Below are 26,531 nucleotides of genomic sequence, written 5' to 3' on the forward strand. Positions count from 1 at the left end.
CATAAACCATTTAGAATTAAGACTTCGCCGCCTTCCTCGAAACAGCCAAGCACACCAAAAAACAACGGCAGGTCTTCTGACTTGCAACCCAAACATGAACGCCTTCCCGACAAATTGCCAGTGGCTACGTGTTCATATTCATAGAAAAGGATCGCTTACAGCAGCGGGACTGTACAGGAGTTTCACCTGTTTCCCTTTTTAATCAATTGCGTTTATGAACCGATTGTCTATGCAAAGATAATACTTTTTAGCAACAATGTATGGCAAAAAACGAGGTTTTATTTCACATATTCTATCGAGATGCATCCTTTTACCCAAAAAAATGTCAAAACTTTTTGCCCGTTATTCTTTTTTAATTTACCTTTGCCAGCATTGATCTATTAACTAATAACTTTTAACATACATTGAATACTATGACTGAAGAAAGAGGAAATGTATTGACTAACCATTTCGAAATGAAGAAACTTATCGAGCTTGTGTGCATCATCATCGTAACAGCTATCGTATGGAACCTGCCTACCAGTGTGTTCGATATCGATGGTCTGACAGTTGTACAACAACGAATTATCGCCATTTTTGTATTCGCCACGCTTACATGGCTTACCGAGGCGATACCGGCATGGGCCACTTCTTTGGCCATTATCACGGTGATGTGTCTCACGGTCTCCAATAATAGTATCTCGTTTTTCAAGGGAGACGAGGACGATATATTCGGCAAATTATTAAGCAGTAAGGACATTATGGCAACCTTTGCCAATCCGGTTATCATGCTATTTTTAGGCGGTTTTATCCTTGCAATCGCGGCAACTAAGTCGGGATTAGATGTGTTGTTGGCCAAGAATTTGATACGTCCGTTCGGCCAAAAGAGCGAAAACGTGCTCCTTGGTTTCCTGCTTATCACCGGCATATTCTCCATGTTTGTAAGCAATACCGCCACAGCAGCCATGATGCTTACCTTTCTTACCCCCGTTTTTGCGGCACTTCCGGCCAACGGAAAGGGCCGCACGGCACTTACAATGAGTATTCCTATCGCGGCTAACCTTGGCGGTATGGCCACACCGATAGGCACTCCACCCAACGCAATTGCCCTGCAAGCGCTCAACGATCCGGCAGGATTGAACATGGGAATAGACTTCGGAGAGTGGATGGCTTTTATGTTTCCGCTCGTTATATTATTGCTTTTCATCTCGTGGAGGCTCATTCTAAGGTTTTTCCCGTTCACTCAAAAGACGATACACCTCGAGATCGAAGGCGAAATTCACCACGGATGGCGCATGTGGGTGGTAAGCGGAACTTTCATACTTACTATACTTCTGTGGCTTATCCCAAGCAAAATCACTGGCATAGACTCTAATACGGTTGCCATGATCCCGATGGGTATCTTTGCCATAACGGGCGTTATTACGGCGAAAGACCTGCAGGCAATCAACTGGAGTGTTATCTGGATGGTGGCCGGAGGTTTTGCCTTGGGCTTGGGAATGAACGGTTCAGGACTGGCAGACCGTGCTATCGAGAGCATTCCGTTCGGCTCTTGGTCGCCGATTGCCATACTTATCATATCGGGATTTATATGCTATTTCCTCAGCAACTTTATCTCCAATACGGCTACGGCAGCATTGTTGGTACCAATACTTGCCGTAGTTTGCACAGGTATGGGAAACAGTCTCAACGCTATCGGCGGCACTTCAACCATCTTGATTGGCATTGCTTTAGCTGCTTCATCGGCCATGTGTCTGCCCATTTCCACACCTCCGAATGCCATAGCCTACTCTACCGGCCTCATTAAACAGAACGATATGCTTAAAGCGGGCCTTATTGTAGGCGTCATAAGTATGATTATCGGCTACGTTGTATTGTTCTTTGTTGGCGAAAGCCACTTCTTGGGATAATGCACAGAAGCTACGAATGAGAACCTCCCTCTGCCTCGCCAAAGGCGGGGGAAGCAGCCCCTCTTCCCTTCAGAGGGGCGGGGGGAGGTTGCTATCCGCAATCTCTTACCTTCGTTTTTTATCGATATAATACAGCGCGGCGCCTATTGCAGTGCAAAACTCGCTATACTTCGGGATGATGAAATGTACATGATAAAGCTTTTCCATGGCATGAAAAACATCCTTACACTGCGGCAACAGCGTAAGATTTCCTATCAGAACATACTCCTTGATGCCACTGCCAAGAGATGAAAGTATGGTACAACTGCCTATTGTTTGCAATACCGTGGTGATGATACCCAATGCTATATCTTCGCGAGTGGCATTGGTTTTCGCATTTCCGAATAGGCTCGCGGTGGCATTCTTGGGCAATCCGGGTAACGCATTCGGGCTGATATCGCCGATCAGAACATCCACGTTCTTGATTTCTCCCTGCATGGCAAGCGTGGCAACCTGCTTGATATCGTCCGATTTCAGCATAATGCGCGAGAGGCCCATAAGCGTTCCGCCGCCGATACCTACGCCACCAATATGGCGTATATCGTCGCCACAGCACTGCACAAGACTGGTTCCGGTGCCCATACTTACCACGATCATGCGGTCGAGTTCGGTTTCATAACGTGCCCCGAGCCCATCTGCAATAAACTCTTCCGCCTTCTTTGTAGGCAGTCCGTAGATGGGCGAATCGATATAGGCCGAACCTACACCGGTAATCATTACCTGCTCTACGTCGGCCAGACTTATGTTATTGTCGTACAAATACTTGCCGAAAGCACCGTAAAGAGAGGTTACAGGATCGGTTGCCTTGATACGTATGGGCGACATAACGCCCCTCTCTTCGTTGATACCTACTATTTTGGTGGTGCTGATACCTACATCTATTCCTATTACAATTCCCATGTATTCAATCGTTTTGGGTACAAATTTACAAAAAAACGGCTATTGCAGGAGGAATATTCAACATATTTTCGTAAATTAGCCACAAATACAATTACCGGAATTATGGCAAAAAAGCATTCTAAAGTAGTAGCTGCAGTGATGATAAAAGACGGGAAATACCTCTGTATGCAGCGTTGTAGGTCGCATTACGATTACATCTCGGAGCGATGGGAGTTCCCCGGAGGGAAAGTAAAAGACGGAGAGAGCGACCATGAAGCCCTTGTGCGTGAGATTAAGGAGGAAATGGATTGGGACATATTCGTGGGGCGCAAGCTCGGTAGCGTAGACTATGAATACCCCGACTTCACGGTTACACTTACGGCATACCTATGTAAAGGTGGCGACGAAGCATTCAAATTGCTTGAACACCTGAACTATAAATGGCTCGTAAAAGGAGAACTAGGCACCTTGAAATGGACGGATGCCGACCGTATGCTGATAGAGAAAGTGCTGTAAAAACACCGCTTGTGCGTATTTCCTGTTGCAAACAAGCAGCGAATTTACACCTATTTGTATATATGGTAACGGCCTTCGGTGCTGTTGCAGTATTTGCGCAACAAACTTAAAATGAACTCGGCGTTGGCCCTCACGTTCGTTTCGTTACCGTCGTACCCGTTGATGAGCACCGCAAGGCGAGCGGTCTGCAACTCTATTTTGGTACGTTCGTTATCGCTCGTGGGCGTTCCCACCCCACCTTGTGCATCGCGATAAACCGGCAATCCGGCTATGTTGATCATGCCGCGCCCTATGCCTTCGTAGGGTTCTCCTTCCTTTCCGATGCCCAATGTCAGCGTATCACCCGCGAATTTATCGGCATCGAAGCCGCCTATGCTGTACCCATAGGCAATGCTGGCGAGATTGATAAGGTCGACAAGCGTATTGATTTGATACAGTTCTTTGCCCTGAAGCATCCGACGGATGAGTGCTTCGGACGCCGGACGATAGCGCGACGGATCCTTTCCGCAGGCCTTATACACCCGCCGTGTGGCAGCTATACCGCCGATATCTTTCAATGTTTCGGTGGTAAGCGTGCGCCTGAAGTGCGTTTCCATTGCCTTTATCTCGCCCCACAGCCCTTCCGAAAAGGGCGTATTCACTACGTCTGCCTCTACGCAAGCCCCCACAAAAGATGGGCAAACGCGTTCTATTTCGCTCGAAACAATAATCTGCATATTCCTTGTTTTGCCTGCAAACGTACAAAATATTATCCATATATCAAAAACAGAAGTACTGTTTTCCGCCTTTACACCGTACATCTGTCGCCCATAAAGCATGCAAATAATTTGCACGTTCAGAAAGAATTGCCTATTTTTGCGTACGGTATTCTTTACACACACACTTATTTTTTATGGACGAGAAACAACGTATTTCGGAACTGAGGCAACAGCTTCACGAGCATAACTATAAATACTACGTGCTGAATGCACCGACAATAAGCGACCAAGCCTTCGACTTTATGATGCACGAATTGCAGGACTTGGAAGCCAAGTACCCCGAAATGGACGATCCGAACTCGCCGACCAAGCGCGTCGGTTCCGACCTGAACAGCGAATTCAAGCAGGTTGCACACAAATATCCCATGCTGTCTTTGGCCAACACCTATAACGAACAAGACGTTGAGGAGTGGTTCGAACAGGTGGCGCGTGGACTTATGGGCGAGGAATTCGAGGTGTGTTGCGAACTTAAATACGACGGGCTGTCTATTTCCCTGACGTATGTAGACGGACAACTCGTGCAGGGCGTCACCCGCGGCGACGGCATTCACGGCGACGATGTTACCGAAAATGTGAAGACAATACGTGCCATTCCGCTCGTTCTCTCGGGCAACGATTACCCGCACGAGTTCGAGATGCGCGGCGAAATACTGATGCCTTGGAAAGTTTTCGAGCAGCTCAATGCCGAACGCGAGGCCAACGAAGAGCCGTTGTTCGCTAATCCTCGCAACGCTGCAAGCGGCACCTTGAAGAGCCTGAACTCGCGTCTTGTGGCGTCGCGCCATCTCGATTCCTACCTTTATTATATGCTCGGAGAGCAACTCCCTACCGACGGACATTACGAAAACATGATGAAAGCCAAGCATTGGGGGTTCAAAATCAGCGCGGGAATGCGCAAAGTAAAATCGTTACAGCAAATCTACGACTTCATCAAACATTGGGACACGGAGCGCAAAAACCTGCCCATAGCCACAGACGGCATAGTGCTTAAAGTAAATTCACTGCGCCAACAGCGGGCTTTGGGCTACACTGCAAAGAGCCCACGTTGGGCTATTGCGTATAAATTCAAGGCAGAACGAGCCTGTACAAAGCTCGTTGAAGTAACTTATCAGGTAGGAAGAACGGGCGCAGTTACACCGGTTGCCAACATGGAACCGGTAAAACTCGCGGGCACAACCGTAAAAAGAGCAACGCTGAACAATGCAGATTTCATTAAAAGTTTCGACCTCCACGTGGGCGACTACGTATATGTAGAGAAAGGAGGAGAGATAATTCCCAAGATTGTAGGCGTGGCCTTAGACAAACGGCCGGCCGATGCAAAGCCGATATCCTTTATTACTCATTGCCCCGAATGCGGCACCCCGCTGGCACGTTACGAGGGCGAAGCGGCCTATTATTGCCCGAACGACACGGCTTGTCCGCCCCAAATCAAGGGACGCATAGAGCACTTCATAGCCCGAAAAGCCATGAACATCGACTCTATAGGCCCCGAAACGGTAGACGATTACTACCGCAGAGGACTGATACACAACGCTGCCGACCTTTACAACATTACCGTTCAAGACATCAATGGAGCCGGAAACCGCGAGAAGTCGGCACTTAAAATCGTGCGAGGCATAGCATCTTCTAAGCAAGTACCTTTCGAACGTGTGGTCTTTGCCTTAGGGATACGCTTTGTAGGAGAGACCTCTGCGCGGCTTATAGCGCGACATTTCAAGAATATAGATGCCCTGATGGAGGCTTCGCTGCAAGACCTGACAGAGGTAGAAGGTGTGGGCGAGGTTATTGCCAAGAGCGTTATCGCTTACTTCAGCAACCCCATAAACAAAGAAATCGTGGCACGTTTGCGCAATTACGGGCTGCAAATGGCGCTCTCGGAAGAGCAACAAGCAGGCTCATCCGATAAACTTACCGGCAAAAGCATCGTAATCAGCGGCGTGTTTACGCACCACAGTCGCGACGAATACAAGGCACTTATCGAGCAAAACGGCGGCAAAAACGTGGGAAGCATATCGGGGAAAACGAGCTTTGTTCTTGCGGGCGACAACATGGGACCGTCTAAATTAGAGAAGGCGGAACGCCTCGGAGTGCCCATTGTAAGCGAAGACGATTTCCTTAAAATGATAGAATAGTTATTTTAAGAGACTAAAGGAATTGAAGAGATTAAAGGAGTTAAGGCCGTATGTATTGCCGACTATCGTTTCTGTTCGTGCAATATAACGCCGCTCTTCAACTCCTTTAACCGCGTAAAAGCCGACTTGTAATTTGTAAGGAGACGGCTTCTTTACGGCAAGAACCACGGAGGTTGACACGATGAACCACAGAGGTTGACACTGTGAACCACGGAAATTGACACTGTGAACCACGGAGGTTGACAAGATGAACCACGGAGGTTGACAAGATGAAGCACGGAGGTTGACACGATGAACCACGGAGGTTGACGAGTTGGAGATAGCCTCCTTACTGTAAGGAGGTGGTCTTTTTACGATAAGGAGACGGCCTTTTATTGCGCCACCTCCTTTAACTCTCCGCAGTAGAACGGCTGTTTAGAACGTCCACTTAGCCGCAACAGTGGGGATAGCATAGAAGCGATTGTGCTCTCCACGGCTGTTCCAAACGAAGTTGTTAGACAGTTCAACCTCGGAACCAAGGCTGAGATTTACCCCTTGCATGCCCTTCAACACGTTTAAGTTGAACCAAAATTGCGGCTCGCTGATAACGATTAGCTTACCATTAACGTTAGGATCGTACCACAAATCGCAAAACCCGCTGAAGGTACACAGCTTGTTTGCGAACGTTACACCCCACACCTCGGTCAGCTGAAAGCCGCTAAAGGGGCGTGCGTTGTAGTGCCTGTTCTTGAAATAATATTTGTACATCGCCTGCACGGAGAAGGTTTTCGAGAAGTCGGCGCTATGCCAATTCCACGCACCTCCGACAAGTACGGCATGCTGAAAGCGCGTTGCGTTCCAATTGTCCTCATCAGAAGAGAGCCCGCCATTATATTCTATGTGCGCTGCCCATTGCTTATTGCGCGATAAATTGAACTCTCTGGCAATCTCCCAATAAGCTCCTGCCACGCCGTCTCGTTGATAATCAATGTCTGTAAAGGTATAAGTATTGCCCCATTTGTCGGGTTTAAACATCTCGAATGTGGTTGTTACCGACGGTCTGTTGGTAAGATCGCTGTTCAAGGAATGGCCTAAATCGTAATGCAACTGAATGTTTTGTGCACTTACCGACATGCTCACGGCCGTAAGAAAAGTAAGAATGAGTTTTGTTTTCATAAAAAATTAAACTTGTAGCAATTGATTATTACGTGTACAAAGGTACGAAATTGTTAAGATTTACGGGCCATGTTCTATCACAAATCACCAACTTTATTAAGAACGCACGCACCGCCCGCCGTTCACGGCCGCCAATCTTAGCGGCGACGCATCATGCCCCTGCCCGGCATAGACAGGCCACCTATGGCAGAAAGAGTATAGCCCTATGATGGATAGAAATACCAGCTATCAGAGTCGTCAGAATTGTATATTTTTATCAGGCGCCTGCCATATTTCACATTCTTTAAATATTTAATCGACAAACATCAACCTTTATTTTGTATTTTTGTAATCAAATGAGAATAGATATTATTACGGTTTTGCCTGATATGCTTGCAGGGTTCGTCAACGAATCTATCCTCGCACGCGCTCAAAAGAAAGGACTTGCAGAAATTTATCTGCATAACTTGCGCGATTATACGCTCGATAAATGGCGACGAGTAGACGATTATCCCTACGGTGGATTTGCCGGAATGGTGATGCAGTGCGAACCTATAGACCGCTGCATTGCGGCACTTAAAGCCGAAAGAGATTACGATGAAGTGATTTTTACCACACCCGACGGGGAGCAATTCGACCAAAGTATGGCCAACGAACTGTCGATGAAAGGCAATCTGATCTTCCTTTGCGGGCATTACAAGGGCATAGACCAACGCATAAGAGACCATCTTATCACACGTGAAATATCTATCGGAGACTTCGTTCTTACGGGTGGAGAGCTGGCAGCCGCAGCAATGGCCGATGCTATAGTGCGCCTTTTGCCGGGCGTTATCAGCGATGAACAGAGCGCACTTAGCGATTCTTTCCAAGACAACATGCTGTCTGCACCCATCTACACACGCCCTGCAGACTATAAAGGTTGGCGGGTTCCCGACATTCTGCTTAGCGGAAACGAGGCCAAGATAAAGGATTGGGAGATGGAACAGAGCTATGAACGTACCAAAAGGCTGCGCCCCGATCTGCTGAAAAAGAAATGAACAAGAGCCGAAAATCGACGAAACATGAGTAAAACATTTACTAATTAATTTATATATTATGGAAAAATTAATCGCAAAACCCCAATTAGGATTTACCGAAGCAAACCAACTTGTTGCAAGTAGACTGACCGATTTCAACGGACGTTCGCGCCGTTCGGAGTACTGGTGGACCATGCTTTCGTTCCTCATCTGCGTCTTCTTAATCAGCAAGGCGCTTTCTGCGTTTCTGCCGGATGTACTGGCCTCTCTCATTACTGCTGCATGTTGGTTCTACGTTTATGGCGTTACAGTGCGCCGACTTCAAGATACCGGCAAGAGCAAATGGTGGGTAATCGTAAGCTGGGCAGCCACTTTTGCCTCCACACTCTATATGTATTTCAGCGGTCTTACAGACACTTTGGCTTCCGTTAATGCCAATCCGCAAGCCGCAATGAAGGTATTTACCGATCCCGGATTGATACTTATCGGGCTTGTAAACCTTGTTACGTTCGTCGCAATACTCATTTTCTGCTGCTTAGACAGCAAACCTGAGCCCAATAAATATGGCGAATCGCCCAAATATGTATTGGCAAAAGAAGAAGAAGAGGTTGCAACTGCGCCCGAAACAACGGCTGCAGAAGTAGAAGAACCGGCAAGCGAACCGGCCGAAGAAGTGAAAGATAACGCAGAAGAACCGACTAACGATCAAGAGATTTAGGCCTTTCTGTTTGCAGTAAAGCTACTGCAAAAACTATAAAAACAAGACTGACGGCACACCTATATAAATAATGTGTGTCGTCAGTCTTACTGTTTTATACGCAATATTACTTACCCAATTGCTTGCAAAAGGCCTCCCCTAATGCAAATCCTTCCTCGTAAAGCCGCTCGAGTTTCGCAGTATCTTTCTCGATACGCCCTACCTCCATCGGCCGTTGCGGACGTATACAAACGATTTCTCCGCGCTCTTCAAGGCGATCAACCAGTTCGAGTTGTTCGTTATAAGCGGCAATGCGTCGGCTTAAAGCCACCCGCAAACGAGGATAATTCTTATAAACAAAATAAGGTATCTTACGGTCTTTATCCATACTCCGATACCCTTTGTTGCGCGTAAGCACAAGTACATTCTTCTTATACCCACGTTCCTGTGCCCGCAACACGGGTATAGAATCCACAATACCTCCATCGAGCATGGGTATTCCATCTACAAAAACGGTCTTGCTTACATAGGGCAGACTGCTCGAAGCCCGTACAATATCGAGCGCTCTTTGCTTGTTTTCGCTCTCTGTAAGGTACATGGTACGACCGGTAAGACAATTGGTCGTTACCATTTCGAAGTTATCGGAATAGCGGAAGAAAGTATCGAAATCGAAAGGAATAAACTCGTTTGGGAACTTGTCATATAACAGTTTCTGGTCGAATATACACCCTTGCGTAACCAAATGGCGCAGACCTATATAGTCGTAACGGGCCAAGAAATCGATGTTAGACAGCCGTGCCCTGCGCGGTTGACGGCTGATGTACGACATGCCGTTGCAGGCTCCGGCCGACACAGCCACCACGTATGGAAAATACAAATCGTGCTTCATAAAGCCGTCGAGCACGCCACTTGTGAACACGCCACGCATGCCTCCGCCCTCTAATACCAATCCCGTATTCCTGTCAATTAGCATAAAAACTGTTTAAATTCACGACAAAGTTACACATTTCCAAGTAATTTTATTAACTTTGCGAATAATAATTTAAATAAATATATACGGCTATGTTTGACAAAGAAACCTATATCCGTCGCCGTTCGGAGCTGAAGAAGCTCGTGAAAAACGGCCTTATCATATTGTTTGGAAATAACGAATCGCCTTGCAATTTCCCAAACAACGGTTATTATCCTTTCCGTCAAGACTCCTCATTCCTATATTATTTCGGGCAAAACAGAGACGGTCTTGTGGGCGTTATCGATGTGGATAACGATACTGAAACGCTTGTCGGTAACGATATTGATATAGAAGATATCGTGTGGTATGGCTCGGTCGACAGCGTAAAAGACCTTGCAGAGCAGGTCGGTGTGGCCCATTCGGAACCGATGAAAACACTGAAGACCATCTGCAACGAGGCACTACGCCAGCATCGGAAGATACATTTTCTGCCTCCCTATCGCTATGACATCAAGTTACAAATACTGGATTTGTTGGGTATCCATCCCGTTCAGCAGAAAGAGTCGGCCTCTATGGAACTGATTATGGCGGTTATCAAGATGCGTTCATGCAAGGAACAGCAGGAAATAGAAGAACTGGAACGTGCCGCAGTAATCGGTTACAAGATGCATACCACGGCTATGCGACTCACTAAGCCGGGCGTTACGGAGAAATTCATCGGCGGGCAAATCGACGGCATAGCTAATTCTTACGGCGCTATGGTTAGCTTCCCGACCATCTTTTCGCAACATGGAGAGATCATGCATGGCAATCCTACGATGACTGTTTTGCAATCCGGTCGCCTTGCTTTGTGCGATGCAGGCGCTGAAACCATCAATAATTATTGCTCAGACAACACAAGAACCTATCCTGTAAACGGCAAATTCTCACAACGACAACTTGAGATATACAGCATAGTAGAGGCTTGTCATGACCACGCATTGCAAATTGCCAAGCCCGGAATTAAGTGGTACGACGTACACATGTCCGTTTGTAGGCTGATGACAGATAGGCTTAAAGAACTCGGACTGATGAAAGGTGACACGGAAGAGGCCGTGAAAGCGGGTGCGCATGCTATGTTCTTGCCCCACGGACTCGGTCACATGATGGGCATGGATGTACACGATATGGAAGCCCTTGACCAGCGTTATGTGGGTTACGATGAGGAAATACAGCCGTCAGATCAGTTCGGCACCAACGCTCTGCGGTTAGGACGACGCCTGCAAGAAGGCTTCGTAGTGACGGATGAGCCGGGGATTTACTTCATTCCCGCACTCATAGACGACTGGAAAGCGAGTGGACATTACAAGGAATTTATTAATTTCGACCTTCTTGAAACCTATAAAGATTTCGGCGGCATACGTATTGAAGACGACTTGCTCATTACAAAAGACGGCTGTAGGTTTATAGGCAAAGACCGCATTCCATACCATCCGGCAGAGATAGAAGAGTTTATGAGTAAGAATTAATAATGATTTAAACAAAGAATAACATATTTGATTTTATGAGAAAAATCGTAATTTTCGCGCTTCTTGCAGTGTTTGCAGCGAGCGTAGGCGCACAAGACAAGAAAGAAGAAAAGAAAGACAATAAACCGATATTCACGGTAGTAAAGCAAAATCCTATAACAAGTATCAAGGATCAGAACCGCAGCGGAACGTGTTGGGCATACTCTACACTGAGCTTCTTAGAGAGTGAAATACTCAAGAAGAGCGGCAAGACTTACGACTTATCCGAAATGTTTGTTGCCAATAAAACTTATATGGATCGTGCCACGATGGCCATCCGTATGCACGGTGACGTAAGTTTTGCACAGGGAGGCAGTGCATACGATCCCATTTATTGTTGGGAACATTATGGCATGGTGCCCGAAACAGCAATGCCACTCCCGGGAACTTTATACGGTGATTCGCTTGCCAACTTCAACGAATTCTTCGCTGTGCTGACGCCATACGTCGAGGCTATTGCCAAAGGAAAGCAGACCAAACTCACTCCGGCATGGAAGACTGGCCTCCAAGGCATACTTGACGCGTATCTCGGGAAGTGCCCCGAAAGCTTTACCTACGAAGGTAAAACTTACACACCGAAATCGTTTGCTGCAAGTTTAGGGCTCGATATGAAGGATTATGTGAGCTTCACAAGCTACACACACCATCCGTTTTGGACAGCATTTGCCGTAGAAGTGCAGGACAATTGGCGCTGGCCGTTAAGCTGGAATGTACCTATTGATGATCTTTGTAAGATCATTGATAACGCTATTATGAACGGTTATACCGTCGCATGGGGCGGAGATGTCTCTGAAGAAGGGTTCACAAGAAGCGGTCTCGGTATAGCATACGACCTGAAAAAGGCACGCGATCTTACAGGAACCGATGCCGATCGTTGGCTTAAAATGTCGAAAGTATCGAAGAAAAGCAAATTAGATTCGCTGGGAATCAGTGTTCCTGAAATCGTTCCTACGCAAAAGATGCGACAAGAGGCATACGACAATTGGGAGACAACCGACGATCATGGCATGCAAATCTATGGCATCGCCAAGGATCAGAACGACAGAGAATATTACATGGTAAAGAACTCTTGGGGCGAAACAGGCGACTATAAAGGCATTTGGTATATGACAAAAGCATTCATCGCCTATAAGACTATGGATTTTATCGTCAATAAGAATGCCGTTCCGAAAGACATTCGCAAGAAGATAGGTATCTAAAATTCTCATTTTCAAGAGAAAGAAAATAAGGAGCAAAAAGTATTGAATGGCAAGTCGGAAAGACGAGTTTTAGCGGTTATACGATAGTCATTACATCAATACTTTTTGCTCCTTATGTATTAAAACGGTTCTCTCGAAACCACAATACGATACGCACAACTACGCTTTTTATCGAGAAAAATTTCACCCGCCCATGGCTTTATCGTTCACGAAGCGATAGGAAAATCTATGAAAACCAGCCTCTGATAGCAAAAAGTTTAATGTCCTCATAATAAAAATACTACCAAGTATATACGAAAAAGATACCCTTTATCATTGTTAGAACATACCCCTATGACAATTAAAAGCTATATCTTTTTGCGTTAAAAGGGCAATTTAAAAAATTACAATAAATAGAATAGATTTGTTGTTTTTTATTTGTAACTTTACACGCGGAACATTTTATGTACGATATTCGTTCCGTATTTCCGCCCTTTATTGCGGTTTCATAATAATAAGAAAATAAAAACTATATAAATGCATTTCAAATGGAATTACGAACCACCTACACCACAAGAAGAACAGGCAGCTAAAGAACTTGGCGAAAAACTGAACATCAATCAGATATTGGCATTGCTTTTAATTCGGCGAGGTATCACTACTGAATCGGCTGCCAAGCGTTTCTTCCGTCCACAACTGGCAGACCTTATCAATCCATTTCTAATGAAAGATATGGATATTGCCGTAGACAGACTGAACGATGCCATGGGGCGTAAGGAGCGTATACTGGTGTATGGAGACTACGATGTTGACGGTTGTACGGCCGTAGCATTAGTGTATAAGTTCCTTCAACAGTTCTATTCGAACGTCGATTACTACATTCCGGACCGCTATGATGAGGGGTATGGAGTGAGCAAAAAGGGAATAGATTATGCGAAGGATACAGGAGTAAAACTAATTGTTATTCTCGATTGCGGCATTAAGGCAATCGAAGAAATTGCTTATGCCAAAAGCCTTGGCATAGATTTCATTATCTGCGATCATCATGTTCCCGATGAAGTGATGCCCTGTGCCGTGGCAATATTAAACCCGAAACGCCCCGACGACAGCTATCCTTTTAAGCATCTCTGCGGTTGCGGGGTAGGTTTCAAGCTGATGCAGGCATTTGCGAAGAATAACGGAATACCGTTTTCAAGGCTCATTCCCCTACTCGATTTCTGTGCAGTAAGTATTGCTGCCGATATTGTTCCGGTAACAGACGAGAACCGTATACTGGCTTTTCACGGACTGAAACAACTCAATCAGAACCCAAGCATAGGCCTGAAAGCCATCATCGATATATGCGGACTCAACGGACGCGATATATCCATGAGCGATATCGTCTTCAAAATCGGGCCGCGTATCAATGCTTCCGGCCGCATGGAGAATGGGAAAGAAAGCGTTGACCTGTTGGTAGAGAAAGATTTCTCGAGTGCACTGACACAAGCAAAGCATATTAATGAATACAACGAACAGCGCAAGGATATAGACAAGCAGATGACAGAAGAGGCAAATCAGATAGTGGCCAAGCTCGAAAGTCAGAAGCATCACTCGTCTATTGTGCTATATGATGAGAACTGGAAAAAGGGAGTTATCGGCATTGTAGCATCAAGATTGACCGAAATATACTTCCGTCCGACAGTGGTACTCACACGTGACGGCGACTTTGCCACGGGTTCTGCGCGCAGCGTAACGGGCTTTGATTTGTATGCAGCCATTAAGAGTTGCAGAGATATATTGATCAACTTCGGAGGACATACCTATGCAACGGGCCTCACGCTGCGATGGAACGACGTTCCCGAATTTAGAAAACGGTTCCAAAAGTACGTAGAAGAACACATCCAACCCGAACAGATTGAAGCAAATCTAAATATCGATGCGCAGATCGATTTTAAGGATATAACCAAACGACTGCATAATGAATTAAAGAAATTTTCGCCGTTCGGACCGTGCAATACCAAACCCATATTCTGCACGACCGACGTTTACGACTATGGTACGAGTAAGGTGGTAGGGAGAATACAAGAACATATAAAACTGGAACTCGTAGATTCTAAATCGAGTAATGTTGTCAATGGCATTGCTTTCGGGCAAAGTGCATCGGCACGATACATTAAATCTAAACGCAGTTTCGATATTGCCTATACCATCGAGAATAACATCTTTAAGCGCAATGCCGTACAACTTCAGATAGAAGACATACGCCCTACCGAAGACGAAGACGCGGAATAAAGGAGGAAAGATGGCGCAAGATTGCTACTTGTCGATATTGCAACAATATTGGGGGTATCGTGATTTCCGAGGTATTCAGCGTGAAATCATTGAAAGTATAGGCTCCGGACACGACACACTCGGGCTTATGCCCACCGGTGGAGGTAAGTCTATCACCTTCCAAGTACCTGCTCTTGCCAAAGAAGGCGTGTGCATTGTGATTACTCCCTTGATTGCCTTGATGAAAGATCAGGTGCAACATCTGCGCGATAAAGGTATCAGCGCCACTGCCATCCATGCGGGTATGTCGCGTAAAGAGATCGTTGTAGCACTCGAAAACTGTATATTCGGGGGTATCAAATTGCTCTATGTATCTCCGGAAAGGATAGGTTCCGATTTGTTCCAAAATAAGCTACGGCGCATGAAGGTGAGCTTCATAACCGTAGACGAGGCCCACTGCATCAGTCAATGGGGATACGATTTCCGCCCTTCCTATCTGCATGTGGCCGATATAAGAAGGCTCCTTCCCCATGTTCCGATACTTGCACTTACGGCAACAGCAACCCCTCAAGTGGTCGAAGACATTCAGGATAAATTGAATTTCGAACATAGGAACGTGTTTCGGATGAGCTTCGAACGCAAAAACCTCGCATACGTTGTAAGAAATACAACCGACAAATACGGCGAGCTCATACACATATTAAGCTCGGTACAAGGCAGTGCTATCGTTTACGTCAGAAGCCGTAAACGCTCTAAAGAGATTTCCGAAATGCTTAACAAGCACCAAATTCCGTCCACGTTCTATCATGCCGGTCTGGAATATTCACAAAAAGATGAGCGACAAAAAGACTGGCAACAAGATCGAATACGTGTGATTGTTGCCACTAATGCTTTCGGAATGGGCATCGACAAGCCCGAAGTAAGACTCGTAGTGCACTTCGATTGCCCCGATTCTTTGGAGGCCTACTTCCAAGAAGCGGGCCGTGCAGGCCGAGATGGCAATAGATCTTACGCCGTTTTACTATATAACAACAGCGACCAAAGGAAGCTCCATAAGCGTATAACCGATACTTTTCCGGAGAAAGAATTTATAAAGCAGATTTACGAACACCTTGCCTATTTTTATCAGGTAGGCTTGGGAAGCGGATCAGGCCATATATTTAGCTTCGATATAGATAAGTTCTGTCGAACTTACAAGCACTTTCCAATTCAGACAGACTCTGCACTTAAAATTCTCGAACGCGCAGGCTATTTAGATTACGAAACAGATCCGGATGCGAGTGCAAGGCTGATGTTCATGCTTAACAGAAACGAATTATACAAATTGGAGAGTACAACAGCCCACGAAGAACTCGTGATTACCGCACTTCTAAGAAACTACGGCGGGCTCTTCACCGATTATGTATATATAGACGAAGGACTTATTGCGCAACAAACAGGGCTTAGTCAACAGCAAGTTTACCTGCTATTAAAAGGATTAAGCCAACGCCGAATACTCCATTTCATACCACAACGCAAGACTCCTTATATCACCTATACTCAACGGCGCGAGGAGATGAACAAAATTATCATACCGAAAGAGGTGTACGAAATGCGGAAAGAACAATATGTGTTGCGCATTCAATCGATGATACATTATGCAGAAAACGATGATGTATGCCGCAGCCGGCAACTCATACGATACTTCGGAGAAGAGAAATCCGGAGATTGTATGCTATGCGATGTGTGCCTCGAGCACTACACGAACCAACTGTCAGAAGACCGAATAGAACCTGCAAAAGCCATTATCACTGCATTCCTTCACGATGGAAAGAAACATCATATCACAGAACTGCATCAACTTAACATCCCCGAACGCCAACTGCACGGCGCATTGGCAGAACTCATTAGCGAAGAAGAAATAACAATGGAAGGCAGTTTTCTCTTAATGGAAAACTAAAATATCATGCATAAAAAAGAAACGGAATGCACCGTTTTTACCGATACATTCCGTTTGCGATTATCTTAAAGGCTATTTAATTATTCTCCGGACGAAGTTTGCGAACGGTTTCTCCGGCACGCCACATCTCCTTATTACGCATAGCCTCAAGCTCTTTATTCAATCCTTCGCGGTAGTCGACCTTCGAATTAGAGTCGATAGAAACCTGCGCTTCATTCCCTGTCTTTACAGAAAGATAGAGCCATTCCATCACTGGTTTTATGGCATCGCGGAAGCGTGGTGCCCAATCAAGTGCCCCCCGTTGGGCTGTGGTAGAGCAGTTAGCATACATCCAATCCATTCCTTTCTCGCCAAACAACGGCATCAAACTCTGCGTAAGTTCCTCTACAGTTTCGTTAAATGCCTCCGACGGAGAGTGTCCATGTTCACGCAACACGTCATATTGAGCCTCGAATAAGCCTTCGATAGCCCCCATAAGAGAGCCACGCTCACCAGTTAAGTCGGATGTAGCCTCTCTTTGGAAAGTTGTCTTGAATAAATAACCGGCACCGATGCCTATACCAAATGCGATAGTCTTTTCTTCTGCCTTGCCGCTGGCATCCTGATAAACGGCATAAGAGCAATTCAGACCACGTCCTTCTTTAAACATTGTGCGTAAAGAAGTGCCCGAACCTTTCGGTGCAACCATTATAACATCAATATCATTCGGCGGAACAACGCCCGTACGATCGTTCCAATTGATGGCAAAACCATGGGAGTAATAAAGAGATTTGCCTGCTGTAAGATGCTTCTTTATCTTGGGCCACACGGCTATCTGCCCCGCATCGGAAAGCAACATGCAGACAATTGTCCCTTTCTCTGCAGCTTCTTCTATAGAAAAAAGAGTCTTTCCCGGCACCCAGCCGTCGGCTATAGCCTTGTCATAGGTTTTGCCCTCGCGCTGTCCTACAATTACATTGAAGCCGTTATCGCGCAAGTTACACGCCTGTCCCGGCCCTTGTATACCATATCCGATTACTGCAATCGTCTCGTTTTTCAGAACTTCACGAGCCTTTTCCAACGAAAATTCTTTACTTGTGACTACTGTTTCTATTACGCCACCGAAATTTAATTCTGCCATATCATTTATTTTTATGCGACAAACAGTTTGCCGCGGTTATCATTTTCAAGCCATTCTATCAATAAGATAAATATTCGATATTATAAGTAAAATCTTCTCTCGAATTTCAATTCCTTATGAATTTAATCTTGCTTCTGCAAACTTCTACTTCTTCTTTCTCCTCATCCTGCACGAGTTTTGTGATGCGAATGTTATATTCATTTTGCTGCTCCTGCTCGCGGTAGAAACATAATCTGTCACTACAATGAGCTTCAGCCACATAAGCTATTTCAAAACGCTGCGGCCGATACTCTCGATACCAGTCGATGTCCCACAAATCAAGTATATGCTCGATATATTTCACACTGTTGATGTGCCCGTTGATGTCTACGTCACTATAGCCGGTACTTATCGTTCTTATCAAGGGTGTGTGTTCGCTTATTTTCACCCTCGAAGACTTCCGAATAGGGCAGTCTTTCTCTGTTTCGATATATTCTTTTATCAATCCATCGCGTACAGAGAGAATGTCAGTAGGCTGCCTTGTTTCGGTATCTATCATTGCCCATACGCTTCTACCGTATCCATAAACTCGTTCGTCAGTCCCCAGAATAGAGAAGTTTCTACCGGTAAAATACTTCATAGCATCTTCTATCCATGTTTCTACAAAGAACTTGTCGTAAGCCATGGGCATCTCTTCCATCTCTATAGCTAAACGCGACAGTACCCACGTTTTATGGATAGGGTTCAAATAGCTCATTCCATACCCGCGATCATTAGAGTGAAAGTCCGCTGCATTTAGCATGTGATTACCTAAATGGCCGATAAACAGGCGATAGGTAATATCACAATGAAAGGGTTCTGCCAAAAATTCGTACCTTCCTACCTTACTCAACAACTGATTCATTGCGCTGGTTTTGTTCGTTTAAATATTCACTGATCGGCTCTTCAAAACTCCGTGTCACTGCAATGCGTCCCGAACGTGTATATTGGAGCAGGCATCCGAAAGAATCCAAACAGCGATATAAGTCGGTTACATCTTCCGTTAATCCGGCCAAAAGCACGGTACTATAAGTGGGATTAACCTCCATCATGCGGGCATCATGCTTACGTATCGTGCGCGAAACCTCCGGATTATTGAGCAATATCGGAGTAGAAATCTTGTAAAGTCCTACCTCATGAATGAATATTTCATCATCCGTATAATAATCTGCCTTTACAACATCAATCTTTTTCTCTATCTGTTTCGTTATCTTAATTATCTCTTCAGGAGCACACCATACGGTAATCGTATATTTATGAATACCTTTTATACTCGATGCCGATACATTTAAGCTCTCTATGTTCATCTGCCTACGGGTGAATACGGCCGTGATCTGATTTAAGATACCCGCCACATTCTCAGAATAGACCAACAATGTATAAAACCTCTTTTCCATTTCTCAAATATTTATTTCAAGCAGCATTTCGTCCACACTGTGCCCGGGAGGAGTCATCGGAAGCACATTGTCTTCTTCTTTCACTGCACATTCCAGCAGATAAGGGCCATCGGTAGCAAGCATCTTTCCTATTTTTATCTGTAATTCTTCACGATCTACGGCCACATCATACGGTATGGCATATCCTTTGCAGATATCTTCGTAACGAGGATTTAGCATTTTTGTAAACGATCGACGACCGTTCCAAAACATATCCTGCCACTGCCTTACATTGCCTAAATAATTGTTATTCAGAAGTATCATCTTCACCGGAGCCTGCTGTTCCATAATCGTACCGAGCTCCTGAATGCTCATTTGCAGTCCACCATCACCGATGAAAAGACAGATGGTGCGGTCCGGAGCACCGAAAGTGGCACCAACTGCTGCCGGTAAACCGAAGCCCATTGTGCCTAATCCGCCGCTTGTAACGATGGAACGCTGTTTGTTAAACTTGAAATAACGACAAGAGAACATCTGGTTCTGCCCTACATCATTTACCAATACAGCATCGCCCTGCGTAGCTTCGGCTACGGCATTTACAACTTCTCCCATAAGCAACGGGCCTTTTGTCGGATGTATGCTAGGCCGAATGACTTTCACATTTTCTTCATTATCATATGGTTTGAAACTTTCTATCCATTCCCTATGCATACTTTTTTTGAGCAATCTTGTAATCAAAGGTAGCGATTGTTTACAATCTGCCACTACAGCAACGTCGGTTCTGATGTTCTTATCAATCTCAACCTTATCGATATCTAAATGAATTATCTTGGCCTGTTTGGCATAAGTAGAAGGCAATCCGGTAACCCTATCGCTAAATCTCATGCCAATAGCAATAAGCACATCGCAAGCTTGTGTTTGCTTGTTCGGCCCATAGTTGCCATGCATTCCCAAAATGCCCATATTGAGTGGATGCCCGGTAGGTAATGCCGACAACCCCATAAGCGTACGTGCTGCAGGGATATCAGCTTTTTCAAGAAACTCAACAAGTTCGTTTTGAGCCCCCCCGAGTTCTACACCTTGTCCAATAAGAGCAAACGGACGTTCAGCACCATTGATAATTTCAGCTGCCTCTTTTACGGCATCTGCATTTAATATAGGATATGGAATATACGAACGTACATGATCTACATGCACCGGTTTCCATTCGCATTTATGAATTTGAGCATTCTTTGGAAAGTCGAGAACCACCGGTCCGGGGCGACCACTCCGAGCAATATAGAATGCTCTACTCACTGCCCACGCCACATCTTCGGGCCGCTGGATTTGGTAACTCCACTTGCATATCGGCTGCGAAACACCCACAAGATCGACTTCCTGAAAGGCATCAGAGCCAAGAGCCCCAACAGCTACCTGTCCTGCAATCACTACAATGGGTGTAGAGTCCATCATGGCATCGGCAACACCCGTTAGCGTATTCGTTGCTCCCGGACCGCTGGTAACGATACACACGCCCACCTTGCCGCTTACTCTTGCATAACCTTCGGCCGCATGAGCTGCCGCCTGCTCATGACGCACGAGTATGTGGTCAAACTTTTTTGTTTCTCCTTTCGTATATGTATAAATAGAATCGAAGACCGGCATAATGGCTCCACCCGGGTAACCGAATATTGTTTTTACACCTTCTGCCTCAAGCGAACGCATGAGTGCTTCCGATCCAGTAATCATTTCCTTGCTCATAAACTTCTTTCCCCTCATCTCTTACATAAAAAAGACGCACAGTGCTTTAGTACCGGGGCTCCATTGTTTTAATTCATATTTACACTTGTTCACCCATATATTCCCACGGTTTGCAGCCATAATTAACTGAAACATTGGTTTAATCAATAATCCTGACGCCTCCCTTATCTGCCGAACTTACACTCTGTGCATAGGCTCTAAGAGCCTTGCTTACCGTTCTATGGCATTTTAGAGGTTGTTGCTCACGCGCCGAGAGCTCTACTTCAGACAGTTTTACATTGATACTTCTACTGGGAATATCTATCTCAATAATGTCTCCATCCATTATTTTACCAATGTTACCACCTGCTGCTGCTTCGGGAGAAATATGCCCGATGCTCAGTCCGCTGGTACCTCCGGAAAATCTGCCATCAGTAATCAAAGCACATTCCTTACCCATGTGCATGCTCTTGATATAAGAGGTTGGGTAAAGCATCTCCTGCATTCCCGGGCCTCCCTTTGGCCCCTCATGGGTTATTACTACACAGTCACCCCTTTTCACCTTACCACCCAAAATCCCTTCACATGCATCATCCTGCGAATCGAACACTACTGCAGGACCACTGAAATGCCACAATTTTTCATCGACTCCTGCCGTTTTTACCACACAGCCGTTCTGGGCGATATTGCCAAACAGCACAGCCAAGCCGCCATCTTTGGTATAAGCGTGCTCCAAATCGCGGATACATCCGTCGCTACGATCGGTATCAAGACTCTCCCATTGAGCATCCTGACTGCCCATAACAGTAGAAAATTTGTAGCCGGGAGCACTGTGATAAATGCGAATAGCCTCCGGTTCGACAGTTTCCCCCGTAATATCATACTTCGTAAGTGCCTCTCCGAGTGTCAATCCATCTACGCGCTTCACATCCTTATCTATAAGTCTGCCTTTAGCAAGTTCATTCAGTATTCCGAATATACCGCCTGCTCGATTACACTCCTGCACCGAATATTTCTGGGTATTCGGCGACAATTTGCAAAGACAAGGTACCTTACGACTGAGCAAATCGATATCGCTCATCGTGAAATCAACCTCTCCTTCTTGCGCTACAGCTAACAAATGAAGCACCGTATTGGTACTTCCGCCCATGGCGATATCCAAAGTCATAGCATTAAGAAAGGCATTTCGCGTAGCTATACTACGCGGAAGCACGCTCTCATCACCTTCTTCGTAATATTTCAATGCATTTTCTACAATCTTACGGGCGGCATCCTTAAACAACCGAATGCGGTTTTTATGTGTGGCAAGAATGGTTCCGTTGCCGGGTAACGCAAGACCTATCGCCTCTGTAAGTGAGTTCATCGAGTTTGCAGTGAACATTCCGGAGCAACAACCGCACCCGGGACAGGCACTATTCTCTATCTTTCGTATATCTTCTTCGCTTACTGAAGCATCGGCACCTTTTATCATTGCTGTTATTAAATCGGCATTCTCTCCATTCCATCTGCCAGCTTCCATCGGACCGCCCGAACAGAATATCGTAGGTATATTGAGCCGCATAGCTGCCATGAGCATTCCCGGAGTAATCTTATCGCAGTTGGAAATACAGATCATAGCGTCTGCTTTATGGGCATTCACCATATACTCAACGGAGTCGGCAATAATATCTCTCGACGGTAACGAATAAAGCATTCCATCATGGCCCATCGCAATACCGTCGTCGATGGCTATTGTATTAAACTCAGCAGCATAACATCCCATGGCTTCTATTTCCTTTTTTACGATCTGTCCTACCTCATGAAGATGCGTATGTCCCGGTACAAATTGAGTAAAAGAATTGACAATGGCAATAATAGGTTTACCGAATTGCTTTTGTTTCATACCTGTTGCCACCCATAAGGCACGCGCTCCTGCCATTCTTCTGCCCTCTGTGCAGACGGCACTCCTCAATTTATGTTTCATATCTTATTTTTGTATATACGCTACTGTTACTAATGCAAAGTTAATCAGATTTTATGTAACAGGCAATAATTTTATACTTATTTTTCTCGCAATCTTCGAATTAATAAATAAACGGGGCAAAATAATATCAATTTAATATACAAACACCCTATTTCACTTACATTTGTATTAAGGAGAGTGATCTATAATTTTGAAGAAATATCTTACGGAAAGAAAAACTATCTTCTTTTATCATATACCACAGAACATCGATACAAGAAAAACGAAGCTTATGTCTGTTAAATTTATGCCATACTTCTACTCACCATAAACCTAACATGTAAGAAAGACAAAAAGTTCTTACGGAGATAATAAAAAAATCCTCAGCGCTTCTCGCACCGAGGATTTATATTAATCATTCCATCTGAATGTCTACTCTTCAGTCTTAGAACTGTCGTTGAATGTAGCAACACGATTAAACTCAACCTGCTCGAAGAGCTTGTCTGTTGCGCCCATGCCCTTAGTCGTAAGACGGCTTGCAGCAATCTTATACTTCTTTACAAGGGCGTTTTTAACGGCTTGTGCACGTTCTTCAGAGAGTCTCTGATTGATTTCCTTAGAGCCTTCAGGAGAAGCATAACCCTTGATTTCTACCTTTGCATCCTTATGATTTCTCATATAGTGAGCAATAAGTTCGATCGGAGCATACTGTGCCGGATCAATTACACTCTTACCCTGACGGAAAAGAACGGTGGGTTGCAGGTTGGTAGCAGTTACAGGTTTCACATACTTAGGCCTCTTGTTGCATGCATCGAGAGCATCCTGAAGATCGGAAATCTGACGGTCTTTAGCCGCTAATTCTGAATCCTTGCCGTTCAAATCGCTGCGAAGACTATTGATCTGAGCATTAAGTCCATCAATTTCAGCTTGGTCACGACCTTTTGCGATAGTAAAGTTATGAGTACCGTTAGAGTTTCTGAACTTATAAATAAAGCCTGCATTCAACTGTGCGTATGCATGGTTTATGTTATATGCAACGCCACTATGACCGAGAGCAATAGCACCATCAGCAACGGCATCATTCAATCCCCATATCACTGAAGGTTCTACATAGAACTGCCATGCCTTGCTTGAACCGAGGTTGAAAGCGAAATCTAAACCTACTTTAGATGTCAGGTTATCGCCTTTCTTGCCAAGACTGGTAATGGCACCAAGATTGTTATGCGTTACGTAAGCATAGTTGAAGCCATGATTACCGAACGCATGTCCCCATCCGAGACCACCTATAAGGCTGACTTCGAATGCACGTGGCTCACCTTTATAGCCTCCGAACCAGTTACTCAAGTTAACAGTACCCAACAGAGATGTGTTTAAAAAACGAACTGCTGTACCGGTAGAAGCGAAAGGTTTGTTTGAGAAGTAAGCGTTACTTTCAACTGCCAATCCGAAAACAGGAGTGAAATAACGACCGATACGAAGACCTGCATTAGAATTTAAGCCCTTAAGCCATCCTCTTTGACCGGTCATCTTGGTTGCAACTCCGCCATTGATACCAATGTAGAAATTGTCGAAAGTCTTGCTTTCTGTTACAGTCTGTGCCGAAACAGAAACTGCCATAGCTGCGGCAGCAAACATAAGTACTAATTTTTTCATGTCTCTCTAAAACTATTATTATTGTTTGTTAATACTTAAATATCATTTATGTTATCTGGGTGCAAAATAAGAAAAAATTATCGAAACCAACAAATTATTTTACAAATTTTCATGCTTTAGAGCATAAAGAACATAAAACTTCTACCATAAGGACAGTTTTATAGACTTTTTCACCAATAGGTATAATCTTTTTTGTATCTTCGCATTATGAAGCATATCATATTGATTACGGGCGGTCAACGGTCCGGAAAAAGCACATACGCCGAAAGGTTAGCATTGGCTTTATCTACAAATCCCATCTATATAGCTACTGCTCATGTGAGCGATAACGAGTTTCAAGAGCGGGTATTGCGACATCAAGCACGGCGAGGCCCGCAATGGACCAACATTGAAGAAGAAAAGTATCTGAGCCGTCACTATATATATAATAAGGTGGCGGTTATAGATTGCGTTACTCTTTGGTGCACCAATTTCTTCTACAACCATACTATGCCGGAACAAGAACAGCCTTCTGTAGACGAAGCATTGGCCGAAATCAAGGCCGAATTCGACAAATTCACCGATCAGGAGGCCACTTTTATCTTCGTAACCAATGAGATCGGCAGCGGCGGAGTAAGCAACAATGTCGTACAACGACGCTTTACAGACCTCGAAGGCTGGATAAATCAGTATATTGCTTCTAAGGCAAACGAAGTTTATTTGATGGTTAGCGGCATACCGGTTAAGATAAAATGAGGAAATTTTCAATAGAGAAACCTGACCAAGGTTTACGTAATTCCATTCAAGAAAAGATCGATAACCTGAATAAGCCCAAAGGTTCGTTGGGGATGCTTGAGGATATTGCCATGCAAATATGCCTCATCCAGCAGACACTCTCGCCCACTCTACGGCGCCCGTATCACCTTCTGTTCGGCGGAGATCATGGCATTGAGTGTGAAAGAGTAAGTGTTTCGCCGCGCGAAGTTACATGGCAACAGATGATAAATTTCGCTCACGGCGGGGGCGGAGTAAATATGTTCTGCCGACAGCACGGCTTCCGATTGAAACTCATCGACGTGGGCGTAGACCATGATCTTTCGACCTATTCCGACAAGATCATCGATCGAAAAATAGCACGAGGCACAAAGAATTTTCTTCATGAGCCTGCAATGACCGACAAGGAATACACTCTGGCCATCGACATCGGGGTTTCTCTCGTCGACGATTGTATAAAAGACGGTTGTCGCATCATCAGTCTTGGCGAGATGGGAATTGCCAATACCTCGCCTTCAAGTATATGGATGTCGCTCTTCGGCAATATTCCGCTTTCGGAATGTATAGGGGCCGGAGCAGGATTAAGCGATACCGGTGTCCGACACAAGCTATCTGTACTCCGCCAATCCGTTACTCATTATAGAAATACATCGCCTCACATCTCCCCTATTCTGTACTTCGGAGGTTTCGAAATGGCAGCGGCGATCGGTGCAATGCTACGGGCCGCCGAGCGTAAACTGCCCATCATGGTCGACGGGTTCATCATGTCAGCGTGCATGTTGGTAGCATCTCACCTGTATCCAGACATATTGCATTATGCCATTTTCTGCCATTGCGGCGACGAAAGCGGGCACCGCAAGATGCTCAGACTGATGAATGTCAGGCCGATATTGAACCTCGGAATGCGCCTTGGCGAGGGAACCGGCGCCCTTTGTGCCTATCCCATCATCGACAGTGCCGTAAGAATGATAAACGAAATGAATACTTTCGACAATGCGAAAATCACCAAATATTTTTAAAACGT

The 26,531-nt window shown here is 45.2% G+C and carries 21 protein-coding genes and 1 riboswitch; of the genes, 11 read left to right on the forward strand and 10 right to left on the reverse strand.

Features of this window, described 5'->3' with window-relative positions; genetic code table 11:
- Window positions 1-49: 49 nt before the first annotated feature.
- A riboswitch (cobalamin riboswitch) is annotated at window positions 50-240 on the reverse strand.
- A 173-nt stretch (window positions 241-413) separates the two neighbouring features.
- Window positions 414-1,889 (forward strand): SLC13 family permease, encoded by a 1,476-nt coding sequence (locus tag BN3912_RS02770; protein WP_023984503.1) that lies wholly within the window; start codon window positions 414-416, stop codon window positions 1,887-1,889.
- 105 nt (window positions 1,890-1,994) lie between these two features.
- Here the strand turns inward: BN3912_RS02770 and coaW are convergent, their stop codons facing one another.
- The gene (gene coaW / locus BN3912_RS02775) at window positions 1,995-2,828 is read right to left on the reverse strand and encodes a type II pantothenate kinase (protein ID WP_023984502.1); all 834 of its coding nucleotides are present in this window, start codon (window positions 2,826-2,828) and stop codon (window positions 1,995-1,997) included.
- A 102-nt stretch (window positions 2,829-2,930) separates the two neighbouring features.
- Between coaW and BN3912_RS02780 the strand changes: the two genes are divergently transcribed.
- Complete coding sequence (locus tag BN3912_RS02780) at window positions 2,931-3,323, forward strand: (deoxy)nucleoside triphosphate pyrophosphohydrolase (protein ID WP_036859670.1); 393 nt, start codon at window positions 2,931-2,933, stop codon at window positions 3,321-3,323.
- 50 nt (window positions 3,324-3,373) lie between these two features.
- On the opposite strand, the gene BN3912_RS02785 is transcribed toward BN3912_RS02780, so the two are convergent.
- Complete coding sequence (locus BN3912_RS02785; RefSeq protein ID WP_016665576.1) at window positions 3,374-4,039, reverse strand: B3/B4 domain-containing protein; 666 nt, start codon at window positions 4,037-4,039, stop codon at window positions 3,374-3,376.
- A 176-nt stretch (window positions 4,040-4,215) separates the two neighbouring features.
- On the opposite strand from BN3912_RS02785, the gene ligA reads away from it, so the two are divergent.
- Window positions 4,216-6,213 (forward strand): NAD-dependent DNA ligase LigA, encoded by a 1,998-nt coding sequence (ligA, locus tag BN3912_RS02790; RefSeq protein WP_023984501.1) that lies wholly within the window; start codon window positions 4,216-4,218, stop codon window positions 6,211-6,213.
- A gap of 414 nt (window positions 6,214-6,627) precedes the next feature.
- On the opposite strand, the gene BN3912_RS02795 is transcribed toward ligA, so the two are convergent.
- Entirely contained in the window at window positions 6,628-7,368 is a 741-nt protein-coding gene (locus tag BN3912_RS02795; protein ID WP_023984500.1) for a nucleoside-specific channel-forming Tsx family protein, read from the reverse strand.
- Between the two features lie 335 nt (window positions 7,369-7,703).
- On the opposite strand from BN3912_RS02795, the gene trmD reads away from it, so the two are divergent.
- Window positions 7,704-8,384 (forward strand): tRNA (guanosine(37)-N1)-methyltransferase TrmD, encoded by a 681-nt coding sequence (gene trmD, locus BN3912_RS02800; RefSeq protein ID WP_023984499.1) that lies wholly within the window; start codon window positions 7,704-7,706, stop codon window positions 8,382-8,384.
- A 58-nt stretch (window positions 8,385-8,442) separates the two neighbouring features.
- The gene (locus BN3912_RS02805; RefSeq protein WP_023984498.1) at window positions 8,443-9,081 is read left to right on the forward strand and encodes a DUF805 domain-containing protein; all 639 of its coding nucleotides are present in this window, start codon (window positions 8,443-8,445) and stop codon (window positions 9,079-9,081) included.
- 106 nt (window positions 9,082-9,187) lie between these two features.
- On the opposite strand, the gene BN3912_RS02810 is transcribed toward BN3912_RS02805, so the two are convergent.
- Complete coding sequence (locus BN3912_RS02810) at window positions 9,188-10,033, reverse strand: patatin-like phospholipase family protein (RefSeq protein ID WP_023984497.1); 846 nt, start codon at window positions 10,031-10,033, stop codon at window positions 9,188-9,190.
- An 89-nt stretch (window positions 10,034-10,122) separates the two neighbouring features.
- On the opposite strand from BN3912_RS02810, the gene BN3912_RS02815 reads away from it, so the two are divergent.
- The 4 genes from BN3912_RS02815 (at window position 10,123) to BN3912_RS02830 (ending at window position 16,926) form a co-directional block, all read left to right on the forward strand.
- Window positions 10,123-11,520, forward strand: a complete 1,398-nt coding sequence (locus BN3912_RS02815) for an aminopeptidase P family protein (RefSeq protein WP_023984496.1) — start codon at window positions 10,123-10,125, stop codon at window positions 11,518-11,520.
- Window positions 11,521-11,555: 35 nt separating this feature from the next.
- Complete coding sequence (locus BN3912_RS02820; protein WP_023984495.1) at window positions 11,556-12,758, forward strand: C1 family peptidase; 1,203 nt, start codon at window positions 11,556-11,558, stop codon at window positions 12,756-12,758.
- A 516-nt stretch (window positions 12,759-13,274) separates the two neighbouring features.
- Complete coding sequence (gene recJ / locus BN3912_RS02825; protein ID WP_023984494.1) at window positions 13,275-15,008, forward strand: single-stranded-DNA-specific exonuclease RecJ; 1,734 nt, start codon at window positions 13,275-13,277, stop codon at window positions 15,006-15,008.
- Window positions 15,009-15,018: 10 nt separating this feature from the next.
- Entirely contained in the window at window positions 15,019-16,926 is a 1,908-nt protein-coding gene (locus tag BN3912_RS02830; protein WP_023984493.1) for a RecQ family ATP-dependent DNA helicase, read from the forward strand.
- A gap of 76 nt (window positions 16,927-17,002) precedes the next feature.
- Here the strand turns inward: BN3912_RS02830 and ilvC are convergent, their stop codons facing one another.
- The 6 genes from ilvC to BN3912_RS02860 all read right to left on the reverse strand — a co-directional run bounded on the left by ilvC (window position 17,003) and on the right by BN3912_RS02860 (window position 24,754).
- Entirely contained in the window at window positions 17,003-18,046 is a 1,044-nt protein-coding gene (gene ilvC / locus BN3912_RS02835; protein WP_023984492.1) for a ketol-acid reductoisomerase, read from the reverse strand.
- A 106-nt stretch (window positions 18,047-18,152) separates the two neighbouring features.
- Entirely contained in the window at window positions 18,153-18,929 is a 777-nt protein-coding gene (locus BN3912_RS02840) for an acyl-[acyl-carrier-protein] thioesterase (RefSeq protein WP_023984491.1), read from the reverse strand.
- Window positions 18,910-19,461 carry an acetolactate synthase small subunit gene (gene ilvN, locus BN3912_RS02845; RefSeq protein WP_023984490.1) on the reverse strand — a complete coding sequence of 184 codons (552 nt, stop codon included), beginning with the start codon at window positions 19,459-19,461 and terminating at the stop codon, window positions 18,910-18,912. The genes BN3912_RS02840 and ilvN overlap by 20 nt, the downstream gene beginning before the upstream one ends.
- A 3-nt stretch (window positions 19,462-19,464) precedes the next feature.
- Entirely contained in the window at window positions 19,465-21,180 is a 1,716-nt protein-coding gene (gene ilvB / locus BN3912_RS02850) for a biosynthetic-type acetolactate synthase large subunit (RefSeq protein WP_023984489.1), read from the reverse strand.
- 139 nt (window positions 21,181-21,319) lie between these two features.
- A complete protein-coding gene (gene ilvD / locus BN3912_RS02855; protein WP_023984488.1) occupies window positions 21,320-23,122 on the reverse strand; it encodes a dihydroxy-acid dehydratase in 1,803 nt (600 codons plus the stop codon).
- Window positions 23,123-23,533: 411 nt separating this feature from the next.
- Window positions 23,534-24,754 carry an OmpA family protein gene (locus BN3912_RS02860; protein ID WP_023984487.1) on the reverse strand — a complete coding sequence of 407 codons (1,221 nt, stop codon included), beginning with the start codon at window positions 24,752-24,754 and terminating at the stop codon, window positions 23,534-23,536.
- Window positions 24,755-24,961: 207 nt separating this feature from the next.
- On the opposite strand from BN3912_RS02860, the gene BN3912_RS02865 reads away from it, so the two are divergent.
- Window positions 24,962-25,489 carry a bifunctional adenosylcobinamide kinase/adenosylcobinamide-phosphate guanylyltransferase gene (locus tag BN3912_RS02865; protein ID WP_023984486.1) on the forward strand — a complete coding sequence of 176 codons (528 nt, stop codon included), beginning with the start codon at window positions 24,962-24,964 and terminating at the stop codon, window positions 25,487-25,489.
- Window positions 25,486-26,526, forward strand: a complete 1,041-nt coding sequence (gene cobT, locus BN3912_RS02870) for a nicotinate-nucleotide--dimethylbenzimidazole phosphoribosyltransferase (RefSeq protein WP_023984485.1) — start codon at window positions 25,486-25,488, stop codon at window positions 26,524-26,526. The genes BN3912_RS02865 and cobT overlap by 4 nt, the downstream gene beginning before the upstream one ends.
- Window positions 26,527-26,531 lie beyond the last annotated feature (5 nt).

The sequence above is a fragment of the Prevotella phocaeensis genome (assembly GCF_900065875.1).
Taxonomy (GTDB): Bacteria; Bacteroidota; Bacteroidia; order Bacteroidales; family Bacteroidaceae; genus Prevotella; species Prevotella phocaeensis.

Coding starts and splice junctions, on each gene's coding strand:
- coaW (WP_023984502.1), bottom strand. CDS start 2,828: ATGGGAATTGTAATAGGAATAGATGTAGGTATCAGCACCACCAAAATA.
- BN3912_RS02805 (WP_023984498.1), top strand. CDS start 8,443: ATGGAAAAATTAATCGCAAAACCCCAATTAGGATTTACCGAAGCAAAC.
- BN3912_RS02815 (WP_023984496.1), top strand. CDS start 10,123: ATGTTTGACAAAGAAACCTATATCCGTCGCCGTTCGGAGCTGAAGAAG.
- BN3912_RS02785 (WP_016665576.1), bottom strand. CDS start 4,039: ATGCAGATTATTGTTTCGAGCGAAATAGAACGCGTTTGCCCATCTTTT.
- ilvD (WP_023984488.1), bottom strand. CDS start 23,122: ATGAAACATAAATTGAGGAGTGCCGTCTGCACAGAGGGCAGAAGAATG.
- recJ (WP_023984494.1), top strand. CDS start 13,275: ATGCATTTCAAATGGAATTACGAACCACCTACACCACAAGAAGAACAG.
- BN3912_RS02820 (WP_023984495.1), top strand. CDS start 11,556: ATGAGAAAAATCGTAATTTTCGCGCTTCTTGCAGTGTTTGCAGCGAGC.
- BN3912_RS02865 (WP_023984486.1), top strand. CDS start 24,962: ATGAAGCATATCATATTGATTACGGGCGGTCAACGGTCCGGAAAAAGC.
- BN3912_RS02860 (WP_023984487.1), bottom strand. CDS start 24,754: ATGAAAAAATTAGTACTTATGTTTGCTGCCGCAGCTATGGCAGTTTCT.
- ilvC (WP_023984492.1), bottom strand. CDS start 18,046: ATGGCAGAATTAAATTTCGGTGGCGTAATAGAAACAGTAGTCACAAGT.
- BN3912_RS02840 (WP_023984491.1), bottom strand. CDS start 18,929: ATGAATCAGTTGTTGAGTAAGGTAGGAAGGTACGAATTTTTGGCAGAA.
- ligA (WP_023984501.1), top strand. CDS start 4,216: ATGGACGAGAAACAACGTATTTCGGAACTGAGGCAACAGCTTCACGAG.
- trmD (WP_023984499.1), top strand. CDS start 7,704: ATGAGAATAGATATTATTACGGTTTTGCCTGATATGCTTGCAGGGTTC.
- cobT (WP_023984485.1), top strand. CDS start 25,486: ATGAGGAAATTTTCAATAGAGAAACCTGACCAAGGTTTACGTAATTCC.
- ilvN (WP_023984490.1), bottom strand. CDS start 19,461: ATGGAAAAGAGGTTTTATACATTGTTGGTCTATTCTGAGAATGTGGCG.
- BN3912_RS02780 (WP_036859670.1), top strand. CDS start 2,931: ATGGCAAAAAAGCATTCTAAAGTAGTAGCTGCAGTGATGATAAAAGAC.
- BN3912_RS02830 (WP_023984493.1), top strand. CDS start 15,019: ATGGCGCAAGATTGCTACTTGTCGATATTGCAACAATATTGGGGGTAT.
- ilvB (WP_023984489.1), bottom strand. CDS start 21,180: ATGAGCAAGGAAATGATTACTGGATCGGAAGCACTCATGCGTTCGCTT.
- BN3912_RS02810 (WP_023984497.1), bottom strand. CDS start 10,033: ATGCTAATTGACAGGAATACGGGATTGGTATTAGAGGGCGGAGGCATG.
- BN3912_RS02795 (WP_023984500.1), bottom strand. CDS start 7,368: ATGAAAACAAAACTCATTCTTACTTTTCTTACGGCCGTGAGCATGTCG.
- BN3912_RS02770 (WP_023984503.1), top strand. CDS start 414: ATGACTGAAGAAAGAGGAAATGTATTGACTAACCATTTCGAAATGAAG.